Raw genomic sequence first — 14,681 nt, forward strand, 5'->3', positions numbered from 1 at the left:
CCCGGGGGTAAATCACCCCGGGCCTGCGTCGTCCTGCAGCAACTATGCCGAGCGGCGGATACCGCGATTGCGTCCGATGGAGCCTTTGAGCAACATGTCGCGCTCGGCTTCGGACAACCCACCCCAAACTCCGTAGGGCTCGCCGACGTCCAGCGCGTGCGTGCGGCACTCGTCGATCACGGGGCAGCGACGGCACATCTCCTTGGCGCGCTGCTCGCGCTGCATGCGCGCACGGCCACGCTCACCGTCGGGATGGAAGAACATCGATGAGTCGACACCGCGGCACAAACCCTGTAACTGCCAGTTCCAGATGTCGGCGTTGGGTCCAGGTAGCTGCTCCGGCTGTGGCATAGCTGATTCCCTCTCTGCATGGCACACCTGAGATGGGCAGGCTCGCGAACGGACGCGTTGTGCAACTGAATTGGCGTGGCGTCATCGATGACTACACCGAACAACATAGACGCTAGGGGCGCTAACGAATTTCCGTCAATAGGCGCGGTATGTGGCGAAATACTTGCCCGTTGTAGGAGAATTAACTTCGCGTTCATCTGTCACGCTATTGCCGAAGGCTAGATGTGCTAACGGGATCATGCTGTTATAACGTTTTACCAGGTCACAGGGGTGCTGTGGGCCAGCTGTAATTGGCGCACAACTGCCCGTGAGTAATATTCCGGTAACACAGAGCGCACAAACTATTTACCGACGCGGTGCAGATATCACGGTGATTGGAACTCGTTGCAGTTCTGCCGTTGGAGCGGTGGTTCCTACTTCGGGGTCTGTCAAGGCGCAAGCACAGGTCACGCCAACGTCTGAGTGTCCCATGCACCGACGACTCGCGCGCGTCGAGCGCACGGCCATCAGGGGCAGACCCGGCATCTGGCCGAAAACTTGCCGACCTCCAGTGGTCGGCGACCGTGCTGTTCGCACGCCCCGCAATGCGGGACAGTCGTTGTGCCGCTTGCGTTTACCATGGTCGTTCCAAGTCCGCAATGAAATTCAGTCGAAGGTGCAACTATCACTGTGAGTGAAACATCGCTGCAGGATGCGGCTTTCGGCGGCCGCCCCGATGTCTGGCCGCTGCCGAACGCGACCACGCCACGCGAACTATGGCTGCGTGCCGTTGCCGCCGGGGGCCAGGGTCGGTACGGCAGCGCCTACGCCGACCTGGCGATGCTGCGGCGGCAGCTCAAAGCCGGCCCGCTGGCGTCGCTGGCGCACAGCACGCACGGATCGTTGCTGCGGCAATTGGGCTGGCACACCCGGGCTCGCGGCTGGGATGGCCGCGCTTTCGCATTGGCCGGCGACGATCCGGAGGCCGGCGCCGACGCGCTGGTCGGGCTTGCGGCCGATGCGTTGGGCATCGGGCGGTTCGCCGCTGCGACGACGTTGTTGACCCGCGCCGACGCGCTGCTGGAACCGGCCCTCGCGTCAGGCGGGTTGCCGGCGCGGACCGCCGACCGGCTGGCGGTACGCCGGCGATGGGTGGGAGCCGAGCTGGCGATGGTGTCCGGCGATGGCCCAACCGCCGTCAGCCGCGCCGAGGAGGCCGTCGAGTTGGCCCGGGATATGACCGGCGGCTCAGCGCGGCACCGGGTGAAGAGTGATGTGGTGCTCGCGGCCGCGCTGTGCAGTGCCGGGAACATCACGCGGGCGCGCTCGGTGGCCCGTGCGGCATTGCAGGCCACCGAGCCGTTAGGACTGATCCCGCTGCGTTGGGCGCTCTCTTGCTTGCTAGTGGATACCGGAAGCGTCACGGTTGAGGAACAAGTACTGCCCGAACACGCCAAAATTCGGGATATTTGCGCAGGTGAGGTGCAACGTTTGGGAGGAATCTGGCGTACCGCCTGAATTTCTGTCCGGACGTTACTGTCGAGCAGCAAGTTAGCCCGGGATGTATCCCGTCCGTGACTTTGGAGAAACCGCCGTCGATGACAATGCAGGGTGAACGTCTCGACGCTGTGGTCGTGTCGGCCGCTGCAGGGGATCGAAATGCGCTTCGGGAGGTGCTGGAGACGATTCGTCCGATCGTCGTGCGGTATTGCCGAGCGCGAGTAGGCACTGTCGATCGGGGCGGTCTGTCCGCAGACGACGTGGCTCAGGAGGTGTGCTTGGCCACCATAACGGCGCTGCCACGTTACCGGGATCGAGGACGGCCGTTCCTGGCGTTTCTCTACGGCATCGCCGCTCATAAGGTTGCCGACGCGCACCGCGCCGCGGGTCGTGATCTGGCCTATCCGGCAGAAGAGGTTCCCGAGCGCCGGTCAGTGGATGCGGGCCCGGAACAGCGGGCCATCGAGGCCGATTCGGTCAGCCGGATGAATGATCTGCTCGAGATCTTGCCGGCCAAGCAGCGCGAGATTCTCATCCTCCGAGTAGTTGTCGGCCTGAGCGCCGAGGAGACCGCCGCGGCGGTCGGTAGCACTACAGGCGCGGTTCGGGTGGCTCAGCACCGCGCACTCCAACGGTTGAAAGACGAAATCGTCGCGGCAGGTGACTATGCGTAATCAAGGATCGGATTCCGGTAATGCCCGTGGGGACCAGCCTGTATTGGACGAGCTGGCCCAGACCGACCTACTGCTGAACGCGCTGGCCGCACGTGCACATGTCGGCCTCGGCGATGGCGACGACATCGAAGACCACGCGTTGGCCCTGCTGCTCGGCGACTGGCGTGATGATCTTCGGTGGCCGCCGGCAAGTGCCTTGGTGTCGCAGGAGGAGGCCGAAGAGGCGCTGCGCGAAGGTATGCGCGACCGTCGGACGGGTCACCGCGGCCTGGCCGCCGTCGGGTCGGTGGCTGCGACGCTGCTGATGCTCAGTGGGTTCGGCGCCGTGGTGGCCGACGCCCGTCCTGGCGACTTGTTGTACGGCCTGCACGCGATGATGTTCAACGAACCGCGGGTCAGTGACGACCAAATCGAGTTGTCGGCCAAGGCCGATCTGGCCAAGGCCGAGCAGATGATTGCCCAGGGCCAGTGGGACCAGGCGCAGAGTCAGCTGAACGAGGTGAGCAGCGCACTGCAGAGCGTCAACGACGGCAGCCGTCGGCAGGGTCTGCTCGACGAGGTCAATCAGCTGAACACCAAGGTCGAAAAGCACGACCCGAAGGCGTCGAAGCCGGCGTCGCAACCCAATCCGGAAGTTATTGCGCCGACCGTCCAGGCGCCGGTAAACCAACTGACGCCGCCGCTAGCCCCGAGTCTGACGCCGCCGTTGGCTCCGAGTTTGACGCCGCCGCTTGCGCCCAGCGGCCGACCGCAGCCCCCGTCCGTGGCACCGCCGCCGAACCAGCGCACCAGTACCGTCGCGCCGGCTCCTACGACCTCGGCACCGGTAGTGACCACAACGCCACCCAAGCCCAGCACGTCGCCAACAACACTGCCGAGTTCCTCGCCGAGCCCGACGCCGACGACGACCGCGCCGAAGTCCTCTGTGGCGACACCCACGCCGTCGGCAGCGCCGTCACCGACAGACACGCCGACCACAACGACGAAAGCAAAACACCGGCATCGGGGTCAGACGGACACCACCGAGACGCCGGCGGCGGCGCCTTCAGGGCCGGCCACGCCGGGTGCACCGATCCCGACAAGCCCGAAGCCTTAGGTCCACGGGGCTGCGACAGCACGAAGCCCTGTCGATCGCTGAGATGCAAGAACCACCTAGAGGTGGCGGCGGAATCCGTCCGCGTCTGTCGTCGCCTCGTTGAGCGAGGCGTCGGCGTATCCCCGGCAGTAATCCCAGGTGACGTACGCGTCTGGTTCGGGGTCGTAGGCCGGCTCGTGCGGGCGCACCGTCCCGTCGATCAGCAGTTGCAGCAGGTTGGCGCGCAGCATGTCCCAGTCGTGATAGTGGTCCTGCTGGCACTCGTCACAACAGACCACGAGACCGCGAATTCCCTTGTGCGCCAACAACGCTTCGTACACAGCAAGGTCGGCCAAGTCAGCTTCGACGGCCATCCGTTCTTGCTGGTCGAGGGGTTGGCCCGGCTCGACAGCCTCCAACGCGGCCGACGGGTCGCAGGGGTCGTCGGCGAAAGGATCGGGCGGCAAACCCGGCGGGAGGTGGTCACGCACGCCTCTACAGTACGCAGGCGGGTAGTGATACGCCAGATTTCGCCGAGGCGCGCCGTGGCGATCCAAGCGTGGCCGTGGCGATCGCAAGCGCGGCGAAGCCGGGCGCAGCGGGTCGCCATCAAGAGGCGGAGCCGGGTGAAGCGGGTCGCCATCAAGAGGCGAAGCCGGGCGCAGCGGGTCGTCACCAAGAGGCGGAGCCGGGTGAAGCGGGTCGTCACCAAGAGGCGGAGCCGGGTGAAGCGGGTCGCCGCCATCCGCAGGCCGTCACCTCGCGGAATCCATGCAATGGCTATGGGTTGGGCAGCCTCGGGGAGCCGATAGGATGGGTCATCTCACCCGAGCATGCATATGGAGGCCGCACGGATGTCGCGTGGCATGTCCCACCTGGAAGAAAGCTCCGACCTGGTCGGTAGCCCCTACGTGCGCGATGCTCCGCTAGGGGGCCTGGCGAGTGAGGCAGTGCCAACTGGCGGTGACGATCCGCACAAGATCGCGATGCTTGGTCTGACCTTCGACGACGTCCTTCTGCTGCCGGCGGCCTCTGACGTGGTGCCGGCGACCGCGAACACGTCCAGCCAGCTCACCAAGCGCGTCAGGCTGAAGGTACCGCTGGTCAGTTCGGCCATGGACACGGTCACCGAGTCCCGGATGGCGATCGCGATGGCCCGGGCCGGCGGTATGGGCGTGCTGCACCGCAATCTGCCCGTGGCCGAGCAGGCGAGCCAGGTCGAGACGGTGAAACGGTCCGAAGCGGGCATGGTCACCGATCCGGTCACCTGCCGCCCCGACAACACGTTGGCCCAGGTCGACGCGCTCTGCGCGCGGTTCCGGATCTCCGGCCTGCCCGTCGTCGACGACGACGGATCGTTGGTCGGGATCATCACCAACCGCGACATGCGGTTCGAAGTCGACCAGTCCCGGCCGGTTGCCGAGGTGATGACCAAGTCTCCGCTGATCACCGCGCAGGAGGGCGTCAGTGCGTCGGCCGCGCTGGGCCTGCTGCGCCGCAACAAGATCGAGAAGCTGCCGATCGTGGACGGCCACGGCCGACTGACCGGGCTGATCACCGTCAAAGACTTCGTCAAGACCGAGCAGCACCCGCTGGCCACCAAGGACAGCGACGGTCGGCTGTTGGTGGGTGCCGCAGTCGGCGTCGGTGGCGACGCCTGGGTCCGGGCGATGATGCTGGTCGACGCCGGTGTCGACGTGCTGGTGGTGGACACCGCGCACGCGCACAACCGGCTGGTACTCGACATGGTGAGCAAGCTCAAGCTCGAGGTCGGCGACCGCGTCGATGTGGTCGGCGGCAATGTCGCTACCCGCTCGGCCGCCGCCGCTCTGGTAGACGCCGGCGCCGATGCGGTGAAGGTCGGTGTGGGGCCGGGTTCGATCTGCACCACCCGGGTCGTGGCCGGTGTCGGCGCACCTCAGATCACGGCGATTCTGGAAGCCGTCGCGGTATGCCGGCCCGCCGGAGTGCCGGTGATCGCCGACGGCGGTCTGCAGTACTCCGGCGACATCGCCAAGGCTCTGGCCGCCGGCGCCTCGACCGCGATGCTCGGCTCGCTGCTCGCGGGCACCGCCGAGGCGCCGGGCGAGCTGATCTTCGTCAACGGCAAGCAGTACAAGAGTTACCGCGGGATGGGGTCGTTGGGCGCCATGCAGGGACGCGGCGGAGCCAAGTCCTTCTCGAAGGACCGCTACTTCGCCGACGATGCGCTCTCCGAAGACAAGCTGGTGCCGGAGGGCATCGAGGGTCGCGTACCGTTCCGCGGCCCGCTCGGTTCGGTAATTCACCAGCTGACCGGTGGCCTACGCGCAGCGATGGGCTACACCGGCGCGCCCACCATCGAGGTGCTGCAGCAAGCGCAGTTCGTCCGGATCACGCCCGCGGGCCTCAAAGAGAGCCATCCACACGACGTCGCGATGACTGTCGAAGCACCTAACTATTACGCCCGATAACGCAAGCTCAAGCGCAACTGGATACCGACATGGTCGAGATCGGCATGGGCCGCACTGCCCGCCGCACTTATGAACTCAGTGAAATCAATATCGTGCCGTCGCGGCGCACCCGGTCGTCGCAAGACGTCTCGACGGCGTGGCAGCTCGACGCTTACCGGTTTGAAATACCGGTACTGGCCCACCCGACGGATGCGTTGGTGTCGCCGGAGTTCGCCATCGAGCTCGGTCGGCTCGGCGGGCTCGCCGTCCTCAACGCCGAGGGCTTGGTTGGCCGGCACGCTGACGTGCAGTCCAAGGTCACCCAACTCGTCGAGGCAGCCAGCAAGGAGCCGGAACCGTCAGCGGCGATTCGGCTGCTGCAGGAGTTGCACGCCGCCCCGCTGAACCCGGATCTACTCGGGGCCGCGGTCGCCCGCATCCGCGAGGCCGGCGTCACCACCGCGGTACGGGTCAGCCCACAGAACGCCCAGGCGCTGACGCCGGTGCTGGTCGCGGCCGGTGTCGATCTGCTGGTCATCCAGGGCACCATCGTCTCCGCCGAACGGGTGGCGAGCGACGGTGAGCCGCTGAACCTGAAGACCTTTATCTCTGAACTGGACATTCCGGTCGTCGCCGGCGGCGTGCAAGACCATCGCACCGCCCTACACCTGATGCGCACCGGCGCGGCAGGCGTCATCGTCGGCTACGGCGCCACCCGCGGCGTCACCACCACCGACGAAGTGCTGGGCATCAACGTGGCAATGGCCACCGCGATCGCCGACGCTGCGGCGGCGCGGCGCGAGTACCTCGACGAGACCGGCGGCCGCTACGTACATGTGCTGGCCGATGGCGATATTCACAACTCCGGTGAGCTGGCCAAAGCCATTGCGTGCGGGGCGGACGCGGTGATGCTGGGCACGCCGCTGGCCGAATCCGCCGAGGCACTCGGTGACGGTTGGTTCTGGCCGTCCGCCGCCGCACACCCCTCGCTGCCGCGCGGGGCTCTGCTGCAGATCGCCGTCGGCGAGCGGCCGCCGCTGGAACGGATCCTCAACGGCCCGTCCGACGACCCGTTCGGCACGCTGAACCTGGTCGGTGGGCTGCGGCGGGCGATGGCGAAGGCCGGATATTGCGACCTCAAGGAATTCCAGAAAGTCGGTTTGACCGTCTCCGGCTGAGCTGCCGGGCACCACCGACCAATCGCCGACTGAATCTGCGTGGCGACTTAGGAGCGATCGCAAGCGCGGCGCAGCCGGGTGCAGCGGGTCGCGACCATCGGACTTAGGGGTGGCTTACTGGTAGGGCCGGTGTAAAGCGGGTCATACTGCACCGATGAAGCCGGATTACGACGTCCTGATCATCGGTTCGGGATTCGGGGGGAGTGTCAGCGCGCTGCGTCTGACGGAGAAGGGCTATCGGGTAGGAGTGCTGGAGGCGGGTCGCCGGTACGCCGACTCGGATTTCGCCAAGACCTCCTGGGATTTGCGAAAGTTCCTGTGGGCACCCAAGCTCGGCTGCTACGGCATCCAGCGCATCCATCCGCTGAAAAACGTGATGATCCTGGCCGGCGCCGGGGTGGGTGGCGGGTCACTCAACTACGCCAACACGCTCTACATCCCGCCGGACCCGTTCTTCAATGACCAGCAGTGGAAGCACATCACCGACTGGCGTGACGAGTTGATGCCGCATTACCAGCAGGCACAGCGCATGCTGGGCGTCGTCTACAACCCGACCTTCACCGACGCCGACCGCGTCGTGAAAGAGGTCGCCGATGAGATGGGCTGCGGCGACACCTGGGTGCCGACTCCGGTCGGAGTGTTCTTCGGTCCCGACGGCACCCAGACACCGGGCGAGACCGTGCCCGACCCCTTCTTCGGTGGCGCGGGACCGGCGCGAACGGGCTGCCTGGAGTGCGGTTGCTGTATGACAGGCTGCCGGCACGGGGCCAAGAACACGCTGGTGAAGAACTACCTCGGACTCGCGGAATCGGCTGGGGCCGAAGTGATTCCGATGACGACGGTGAAGGGCTTCGAGCAGCGGTCGGACGGGCTGTGGGAGGTCAAGACCGTTAAGACCGGCAGCTGGGTACGCCGGGACCGGCACACCTACACCGCCTCGCACCTGATTCTCGCGGCCGGCACCTGGGGCACTCAGCATCTGCTGTTCAACATGCGCGACAAGGGCAAGTTGCCGCGCCTGTCGGACCGGTTGGGCGTGCTCACCCGGACCAACTCGGAATCGATCGTCGGCGCGGCCACGCTGAATGTGGATCCCAACCTCGATCTGACCCACGGCGTGGCGATCACCTCGTCGATACACCCCACCCCCGACACGCACGTCGAGCCGGTCCGGTATGGCAGGGGCTCCAATGCGATGGGGCTGCTGCAGACGCTGATGACCGACGGCACCGGAGAGCAGGGCACCGACGTGCCGCGTTGGCGGCAGCTGGCGCGGCAGGCCCGGGAAAACCCGAAGCTGATGGCGCGGATGCTCTACCCCAAACAGTGGAGTGAGCGCACCGTGATCGCGCTGGTCATGCAGCACCTGGACAATTCGATCACCACGTTCACCAAGCGGGGCAAGCTCGGCGTCCGCTGGTTTTCCAGCAAGCAGGGCCATGGCGAGCCGAACCCGACCTGGATCCCCGTTGGCAACGAGGTGACTCGCCGCATCGCCGAAAAGATCGACGGCGTGGCAGGCGGCACCTGGGGCGAGCTGTTCAACATCCCGTTGACCGCGCACTTCCTCGGCGGTGCGGCGATCGGAGACAGTCCGGCCAACGGGGTCATCGACCCCTACCACCGGGTTTACGGCTACCCGACGATGTTCGTCGTCGACGGGTCCGCGATCTCAGCGAACCTCGGGGTGAACCCGTCGCTGTCCATCGCGGCCCAAGCGGAGCGGGCCGCGTCGCTCTGGCCGAACAAGGGCCAGAACGACGAGCGGCCGCTACAGGGTGATTTCTACCGGCGGGTGGAACCGATCGAGCCGGAGCGGCCGGTGGTACCCGCCGACGCTCCCGGTGCGTTGCGTTGGCTGCCGATCGATCCGGTCAGCAGGACGGGCTAGCCCGTCCGATGGTCGCGACCCGCTGCGCCCGGCTGCGCCGCGCTTGCGATCGCGACGCTAGCCGGCAAGAGCCAGCGGGGCGCCGCTAATCACCCGGCTGCGCTCCCCGTGCACATCGACGGGCACGTCGCCGATCAGGGTGACCCGGTGCATCAGTCGGTACTGGTCGTCGTAGTCGTCGACCGCGCGGTGCTGGGTCGCCCGGTTGTCCCAGATAGCCACGTCGCCCTGCTGCCAATTCCAGCGAATAGTGTTCTCGGGCACAGTGATTCGTCGTTGTAGCAGCTCGAACATCGCGCTCGACTCCTGGCTGTCCAGCCCGACGAAGCCACGCACGAAATCGCCGGCGACCAGGGTGCGCTCACCGGTTTCGGGATGCACCCGCACCACCGGGTGCTCGGTGCGGAAGTCGGGCTTTTCGAAGGCGTCGCGGAACGCGCGCTGCAGGTCGGTCTTCTCTCTGACCGACTCAGCGGTGATGTAGTCGTAGCGGTTGGTGTGCAGCGCCCACAGGTTGTCGACGAGGCACTTCAGCGGCTTCGGTAGTTCGGCGTATGCCGTCGCGGTGTTTGCCCACAGGGTCGACCCGCCATAGCCGGGCAACGTCACCGCGCGCAGGATCGAGGCCGCCGGGTAATTGGCCGCGAACGTGACGTCGGTGTGCCAGCGGTTGGCTTTGCCGAATTCGGAGTTGATCGGCGTGATGACCGGGGCGTCCGACCCGAACGCAGTGGTCGCCGGATGGCCGATCGGGGTGCCCAGCAAGCCGGCGAAGGCGAGTTGCTCGGCGTCGTCGAGGTGCTGCTGACTGCGGAAGAAGATCACTTTGTGGGCGAGAAGCGCGGCCCGGATCTCCTCGATCGTGGCGTGGTCGAGGTCGCTGCCGAGGCGGACTCCATCGATCTGGGCGCCGATCCGGCTACCCAGCTTCTGCACTGCTATCTGGTCTGTCATGACTGTCGTCCTTTGCGGAAATGGCGTAGTCAAGCGACTACTTAGAGTGAGTGTAGTCAAATGACTACACTCTGGGCAAGGGAAAAGTTAGAACAACTAGCGATTACGGATGGAGGCTGATCGGCGGGGTCGGAAGGCGGGCGGCGCAATGTAGTCATCCGACTGCTTCGGCTAACGTAGGCGGGTGGCTACCCCGTCGGAGAGCGCTTCGCGCGGCACGATTCCCACCGGGCGGGAGGAAGTGGCGGCCGCGGTCCTACAAGCCGCCGCCGAACTTTTCGCCGAGCGCGGTCCGTCGGCGACCTCGATCCGTGACATCGCCGCCCGGTCCAAGGTCAATCACGGACTGGTCTTCCGCCACTTCGGCGCCAAGGAACAGCTGGTGGGGGCGGTCCTCGAGTACCTGGGTTCGAATCTCACCGAACTGTTGCAGTCCGAGGCGCCCGCCGATGAGTTGGAACGAGCGCTGGACCGGCAGATGCGGGTGTGGGCTCGAGCCCTGCTCGACGGATATTCCGCGGAGCAGTTGCAAACCCGATTTCCCAACGTGGTCCCACTGCTCGACTATGCGCGTACCCGCCACGAGGAGGAGGCCGCCGCCCGGCTCGCGGTCGCCAATGCCCTTGCGCTGCAACTCGGTTGGCGATTGTTCGAACCGATGCTGCGCTCGGCGACAGGGCTGGAGGAGTTGTCGGATGCCGACCTGCGTCAGGTGATACTCGCCGAGTCCTCGTCGATTCTTGAACCGTCCAGCCCTGAAGTGGGCTGGCCCGGTTGGGCGGGGGGTTCAGCACGGGATCGTGATGAAAACACTGATTCTGACTGACAATCCGCACGCCCATGCGCTGGCTGTCGAACTGCAAGCCAAGCACGACGGCATTGACGTCTACCAATCCCAGCACGGCAGGCTGCCGGATGTGGCGCGGCTGAACATCACCGAACGGGCCGGCGAGGTCGTCGAAAAGTATGACCTGCTGCTGTCTTTGCATTGCAAGCAGAAGTTTCCGCCCGCCTTGATCGAGGGCATCCGATGTGTGAATGTGCATCCGGGTTTCAACCCCAGTAACCGCGGTTGGTATCCGCAGGTCTTTTCGATCATCAACGGGCAGCAGGTAGGTGTGACGATCCACGAGATCGACGAGGAATTGGATCACGGGCCGATAATCGCCCAGCAAGAATGCTTGATCGAACCGTGGGATTCCTCGGGATCCGTCTACGCCCGATTGATCAATATCGAGCGCCAACTCGTGCTCGAACACTTCGAAGCCATTCGCGACGGTAGCTATCAGGCCACACCGATGGTGGGCGAGGGCAACCTCAACTTCAAAAAGGACTTCGAACAACTTCGCCAGCTGGACCTGACCGAACAAGGCACGTTCGGAGATTTCCTGAATCGTTTGCGCGCGTTGACGCACGACGATTTCCGCAATGCCTGGTTCGTCGACGAGTCCGGCCGCAAAGTCTACGTCCGGGTGGTGCTGGAACCGGAGACGACGTCCTAGCTCGGCGCGGGCCGGCCCGCGCTCCTGCGATGATATGGCTCGCGGCCCGGCGGTTGTGGCGGGGGCGGTAGCAGCGACTTACGCGGCCGCACCGCGAACGTCGACGACGACTCCGTGGTCAATGTGACTTTCTCGCCGGCGTGTTCGATGTCCAGCTCATCGCCGGATTCGTGATGCAGTGTGTAGGTGACGTTCTCGTGGTCGGCATCGACCAGCAGTCGAAAGCCTTTCCAGCGCAACCGAAATCGCAATCGTGAGATGCCGTCGGGCAGCTGTGGGTCGATGGACAGGATGCCCGCGTCGTCACGCAATCCACCGAAGCCGTTGACCAACGCCATCCACGCTCCGGCCAGCGATGCCATGTGCAAGCCGTCGCGGGTGTTGCTGTGCAGATCGCGAAGGTCGATCAGCCCGGCCTCGTAGGCGTAGTCGTGCGCAAGTTCCAGGTGGCCGACCTCGGCGCACATCACCGCCTGTGAGCAGGCTGACAACGACGAGTCGCGCACCATCCGGCGCTCGTAATAGTCGACGTTGCGGGCTTTCTGGTCTGGCGTGAAGGCGTGGCTCTGCCACTGCATGGCCAGCACCAAATCGGCCTGTTTGATCACCTGCGCCGGATAGAGCCGCACATACGGCTCGTGCAGCAGCAGCGGGTAGGTGGAGTTGGATTCGAAGTCCCACTCGGCGAAGGTGGTGAATCCTTCGCACTGCTGGTGGACGCCCAGTTCCTCGTCGTAGGGAATGTTGACGGCATCGGCCGCATTGCGCCAGGCCGCCATCTCCTCGGTGTCGACGCCGAGGGCGCTCGCTTTGTCGGGATGCCGACCCGAAGCGTCCGCGGCAGAGCGCAGATTGTGCGCGGCCATCAAGTTCGTGAAGACGTTGTCACGGACAATTGCGGTGTACTCGTCGGGGCCGGTGACGCCGTCCAGATGCCAGAGGCCGTTGCGGTCGTAGTGGCCGACCGACATCCATAGCCTGGCGGTCTCGACCAGCACCGGTAGCCCGCACTCCTCTTCCAGTGATACGTCGCCCGTGACGGTGCGATAGCGGTCGAAGGCCAGGGCGATGTCGGCATTGATGTGCCAGGCCGCGGTACCCGCCGGCCAGTAGGCCGAACACTCTTGGCCTCGAATGGTGCGCCAGGGAAAGGCGGCGCCTTCGAGGCCGAGTTCGGCGGCCCGCTCCTTCGCAAGGTCCAAAGTCGAAGCACGCCAACGCAATGCGTCGGCTACCGCATGCGGGACGGTGTAGGTGAGTACCGGCAGCACGAAACCTTCGGTGTCCCAGAAGGCGTGGCCGTCGTAGCCGGTGCCGGTCAGTCCCTTGCTGGGAATGGCCCGACGCTCGGCGCGGGCGCTGGCCTGCAACAGGTGGAACAGCCCGAACCGCACCGCCTGCTGGCTTTCCGGATCGCCCTCGACCTCCACATCGGCCGACTCCCAGAACAGATCAAGATACGCCCGTTGTCCCTCGAGCAGGCCCTTCCAACCGCTGTAGCGCGCGCTGGTCAAGGCTGCCGCGGCCTGGTCGCGCAATCCCGGACGGGAGCGCAGGCTGGACCAGCCGTACGCCAAGTATTTGACGATGCGCAGCTTCTGGCCGGGGCGCAAACCGCAGATGAACGTCGTTCGCGCTAGATCGGCGCGCGCGTCGTTGGTGATCTCGTAGCGTCCCTCGACCTCAACCTCGTGGTCCATGGTGGCGGCCATCATCAGCGCACTGCTGCGGGTGCGGTGCATGAGAAGTGCTTTGCAGCCGGTGCTTTCGTGGTCGACGGCCTCCAGTGGGTTCTCCAGGATGGCCGACACCCGCGGGTCGTCGGAGGTCTGCGGCTGGTCTTCGTTGGCGACGAGTTCGGACTGCACTGTGACTCGGGAGAAGTCGTCGATCGCCTCGACCACATACTCGATCGCCGCCACGCTGCGGTGCACCAGAGACACCAGCCGGGTGGACGTGACCTTGACCTGCTTGCCGGTGGGGGATCGCCAGTGTGCGCAGCGGGTCAGGGTGCCGGCCCGCAAGTCGAGAGTCCTTTCGTGGTCCAGCAATTCGCCATAGCGGACATCGAACGGCTCGTCGTCGACCATCAGTCGCAGGATCTTGCCGTTCGTGACGTCGACGACGGTCTGGCCGGCTTCGGGATAGCTGTATCCCGCCTCCGCGTAGGGCAGCGGACGCTTTTCGTAGAACGAGTTCAAATAGGTGCCCGGCAGGCCGTAGGGCTCACCCTCGTCGAGGTTTCCCCGCAGTCCAATGTGACCGTTGGACAGGGCGAAAACGGATTCCGACTGGGCCAGCAATTTCAGATTGAGTCGCGTTTCGCGAACCTGCCACGGTTCTACCGGGAAGGTGTCCTCAGAGATCATGACTTGTCTTCGGTGAGCAGGTTTGCCAAGTCCGTGACCACCACGTCGGCACCGTTGCTCCGCAAATCTTCAGCCTGACCCACTCGATCGACTCCCACCACGTACCCGAAGTTACCCGCCCGGCCGGCCTGCACGCCGGATATGGCGTCTTCGAACACCACTGCGGCATCGGGTTCCACGTCGAGTAACTCCGCTCCGCGCAGGTAAGGATCGGGGGCCGGTTTGCCGGCGATGTTCTCCTCGCGCAGCGTCACGCCATCCACTCGCTGCTGGACGAATTGGTCCAATCCGGTGATCTCGAGCACGTCACGAGTGTTGGCGCTCGAAGACACAACGGCCACAGCTAATCCTGCGTCCGTGACAGCTTCCAGATACCGTCGTGACCCCTCGAAAACCTTGACGCCGTCCTTATGCAGCACCTTCTGGAACATGTCGTTCTTTCGTTTGCCGAGGCCGTACACCGTCTCTTTGTCACCGTCATCGTCGGGATCGCCGTCGGGCAGTTCGATATCCCGGCTCTCCAAAAACGACCGCACCCCGTCCTCGCGCTTCTTACCGTCTACGTACTTGCGGTAATCGGCGTCCGGGTCGAAGGGGACGAACTCCTCTCCGTCGTGCTCGGCGCGTTCGGACAGGAATGCATCGAACATCTCTTGCCACGCCTTGGTATGTACGCCGGCGGTATCAGTGAGCACACCGTCGAGATCGAATAGACATGCTCGGATCTTGTCGGGCAGACCTAGCATTGGGACCTCCCTCTGCGGGCAGTTTGCCCG

General features: G+C 65.2%; 12 protein-coding genes and 1 pseudogene. 8 read left to right on the forward strand and 5 right to left on the reverse strand.

The window, feature by feature from the left end:
- Window positions 1-42 precede the first annotated feature (42 nt).
- The gene (locus ACZY1I_RS02300; RefSeq protein ID WP_463752651.1) at window positions 43-351 is read right to left on the reverse strand and encodes a WhiB family transcriptional regulator; all 309 of its coding nucleotides are present in this window, start codon (window positions 349-351) and stop codon (window positions 43-45) included.
- Window positions 352-1,020: 669 nt separating this feature from the next.
- On the opposite strand from ACZY1I_RS02300, the gene ACZY1I_RS02305 reads away from it, so the two are divergent.
- From ACZY1I_RS02305 to ACZY1I_RS02315, 3 genes are all read left to right on the forward strand, one after another.
- Complete coding sequence (locus ACZY1I_RS02305) at window positions 1,021-1,848, forward strand: hypothetical protein (RefSeq protein ID WP_463752652.1); 828 nt, start codon at window positions 1,021-1,023, stop codon at window positions 1,846-1,848.
- Window positions 1,849-1,928: 80 nt separating this feature from the next.
- Entirely contained in the window at window positions 1,929-2,504 is a 576-nt protein-coding gene (locus ACZY1I_RS02310; RefSeq protein ID WP_463753470.1) for a sigma-70 family RNA polymerase sigma factor, read from the forward strand.
- Window positions 2,497-3,600, forward strand: coding sequence for an anti-sigma-D factor RsdA (locus ACZY1I_RS02315; protein WP_463752653.1), 1,104 nt, complete (start codon window positions 2,497-2,499; stop codon window positions 3,598-3,600). The genes ACZY1I_RS02310 and ACZY1I_RS02315 overlap by 8 nt, the downstream gene beginning before the upstream one ends.
- A gap of 56 nt (window positions 3,601-3,656) precedes the next feature.
- Here ACZY1I_RS02315 and ACZY1I_RS02320 read toward each other — a convergent pair whose 3' ends face one another.
- On the reverse strand, window positions 3,657-4,070 hold the full coding sequence (locus tag ACZY1I_RS02320) for a DUF5319 domain-containing protein (RefSeq protein ID WP_463752654.1): 414 nt from the start codon (window positions 4,068-4,070) through the stop codon (window positions 3,657-3,659).
- 363 nt (window positions 4,071-4,433) lie between these two features.
- Between ACZY1I_RS02320 and guaB the strand changes: the two genes are divergently transcribed.
- The 3 genes from guaB (at window position 4,434) to ACZY1I_RS02335 (ending at window position 9,080) form a co-directional block, all read left to right on the forward strand.
- Entirely contained in the window at window positions 4,434-6,032 is a 1,599-nt protein-coding gene (guaB, locus tag ACZY1I_RS02325) for an IMP dehydrogenase (RefSeq protein WP_463752655.1), read from the forward strand.
- Window positions 6,033-6,061: 29 nt separating this feature from the next.
- A complete protein-coding gene (locus ACZY1I_RS02330) occupies window positions 6,062-7,189 on the forward strand; it encodes a GuaB3 family IMP dehydrogenase-related protein (protein WP_463752656.1) in 1,128 nt (375 codons plus the stop codon).
- Window positions 7,190-7,343: 154 nt separating this feature from the next.
- Window positions 7,344-9,080, forward strand: a complete 1,737-nt coding sequence (locus ACZY1I_RS02335; RefSeq protein WP_463752657.1) for a GMC oxidoreductase — start codon at window positions 7,344-7,346, stop codon at window positions 9,078-9,080.
- A 57-nt stretch (window positions 9,081-9,137) separates the two neighbouring features.
- Here ACZY1I_RS02335 and ACZY1I_RS02340 read toward each other — a convergent pair whose 3' ends face one another.
- Window positions 9,138-10,034, reverse strand: coding sequence for a TauD/TfdA dioxygenase family protein (locus ACZY1I_RS02340; protein ID WP_463752658.1), 897 nt, complete (start codon window positions 10,032-10,034; stop codon window positions 9,138-9,140).
- Between the two features lie 184 nt (window positions 10,035-10,218).
- Between ACZY1I_RS02340 and ACZY1I_RS02345 the strand changes: the two are divergent.
- Window positions 10,219-10,782, forward strand: a pseudogene (locus ACZY1I_RS02345) (TetR/AcrR family transcriptional regulator); the annotation flags it as partial.
- 55 nt (window positions 10,783-10,837) lie between these two features.
- Complete coding sequence (locus ACZY1I_RS02350; protein ID WP_463752659.1) at window positions 10,838-11,536, forward strand: dTDP-4-amino-4,6-dideoxyglucose formyltransferase; 699 nt, start codon at window positions 10,838-10,840, stop codon at window positions 11,534-11,536.
- Here ACZY1I_RS02350 and ACZY1I_RS02355 read toward each other — a convergent pair.
- The gene (locus ACZY1I_RS02355) at window positions 11,533-13,905 is read right to left on the reverse strand and encodes a glycoside hydrolase family 65 protein (RefSeq protein WP_463752660.1); all 2,373 of its coding nucleotides are present in this window, start codon (window positions 13,903-13,905) and stop codon (window positions 11,533-11,535) included. The two genes, ACZY1I_RS02350 and ACZY1I_RS02355, sit on opposite strands and share 4 nt — an antisense overlap.
- Entirely contained in the window at window positions 13,902-14,651 is a 750-nt protein-coding gene (locus ACZY1I_RS02360; protein WP_463752661.1) for a beta-phosphoglucomutase family hydrolase, read from the reverse strand. Before ACZY1I_RS02360 ends, ACZY1I_RS02355 begins: the two co-directional genes overlap by 4 nt.
- Between the last annotated feature and the right edge of the window lie 30 nt (window positions 14,652-14,681).

This window comes from Mycobacterium sp. IDUB_37 (assembly GCF_055419245.1).

Bases quoted from the DNA above. Each gene is read 5' to 3' on its own strand.
- guaB (WP_463752655.1), top strand. From the start codon at position 4,434: ATGTCGCGTGGCATGTCCCACCTGGAAGAAAGCTCCGACCTGGTCGGT.
- ACZY1I_RS02340 (WP_463752658.1), bottom strand. From the start codon at position 10,034: ATGACAGACCAGATAGCAGTGCAGAAGCTGGGTAGCCGGATCGGCGCC.
- ACZY1I_RS02330 (WP_463752656.1), top strand. From the start codon at position 6,062: ATGGTCGAGATCGGCATGGGCCGCACTGCCCGCCGCACTTATGAACTC.
- ACZY1I_RS02360 (WP_463752661.1), bottom strand. From the start codon at position 14,651: ATGCTAGGTCTGCCCGACAAGATCCGAGCATGTCTATTCGATCTCGAC.
- ACZY1I_RS02300 (WP_463752651.1), bottom strand. From the start codon at position 351: ATGCCACAGCCGGAGCAGCTACCTGGACCCAACGCCGACATCTGGAAC.
- ACZY1I_RS02315 (WP_463752653.1), top strand. From the start codon at position 2,497: ATGCGTAATCAAGGATCGGATTCCGGTAATGCCCGTGGGGACCAGCCT.
- ACZY1I_RS02310 (WP_463753470.1), top strand. From the start codon at position 1,929: ATGACAATGCAGGGTGAACGTCTCGACGCTGTGGTCGTGTCGGCCGCT.
- ACZY1I_RS02355 (WP_463752660.1), bottom strand. From the start codon at position 13,905: ATGATCTCTGAGGACACCTTCCCGGTAGAACCGTGGCAGGTTCGCGAA.
- ACZY1I_RS02350 (WP_463752659.1), top strand. From the start codon at position 10,838: ATGAAAACACTGATTCTGACTGACAATCCGCACGCCCATGCGCTGGCT.
- ACZY1I_RS02335 (WP_463752657.1), top strand. From the start codon at position 7,344: ATGAAGCCGGATTACGACGTCCTGATCATCGGTTCGGGATTCGGGGGG.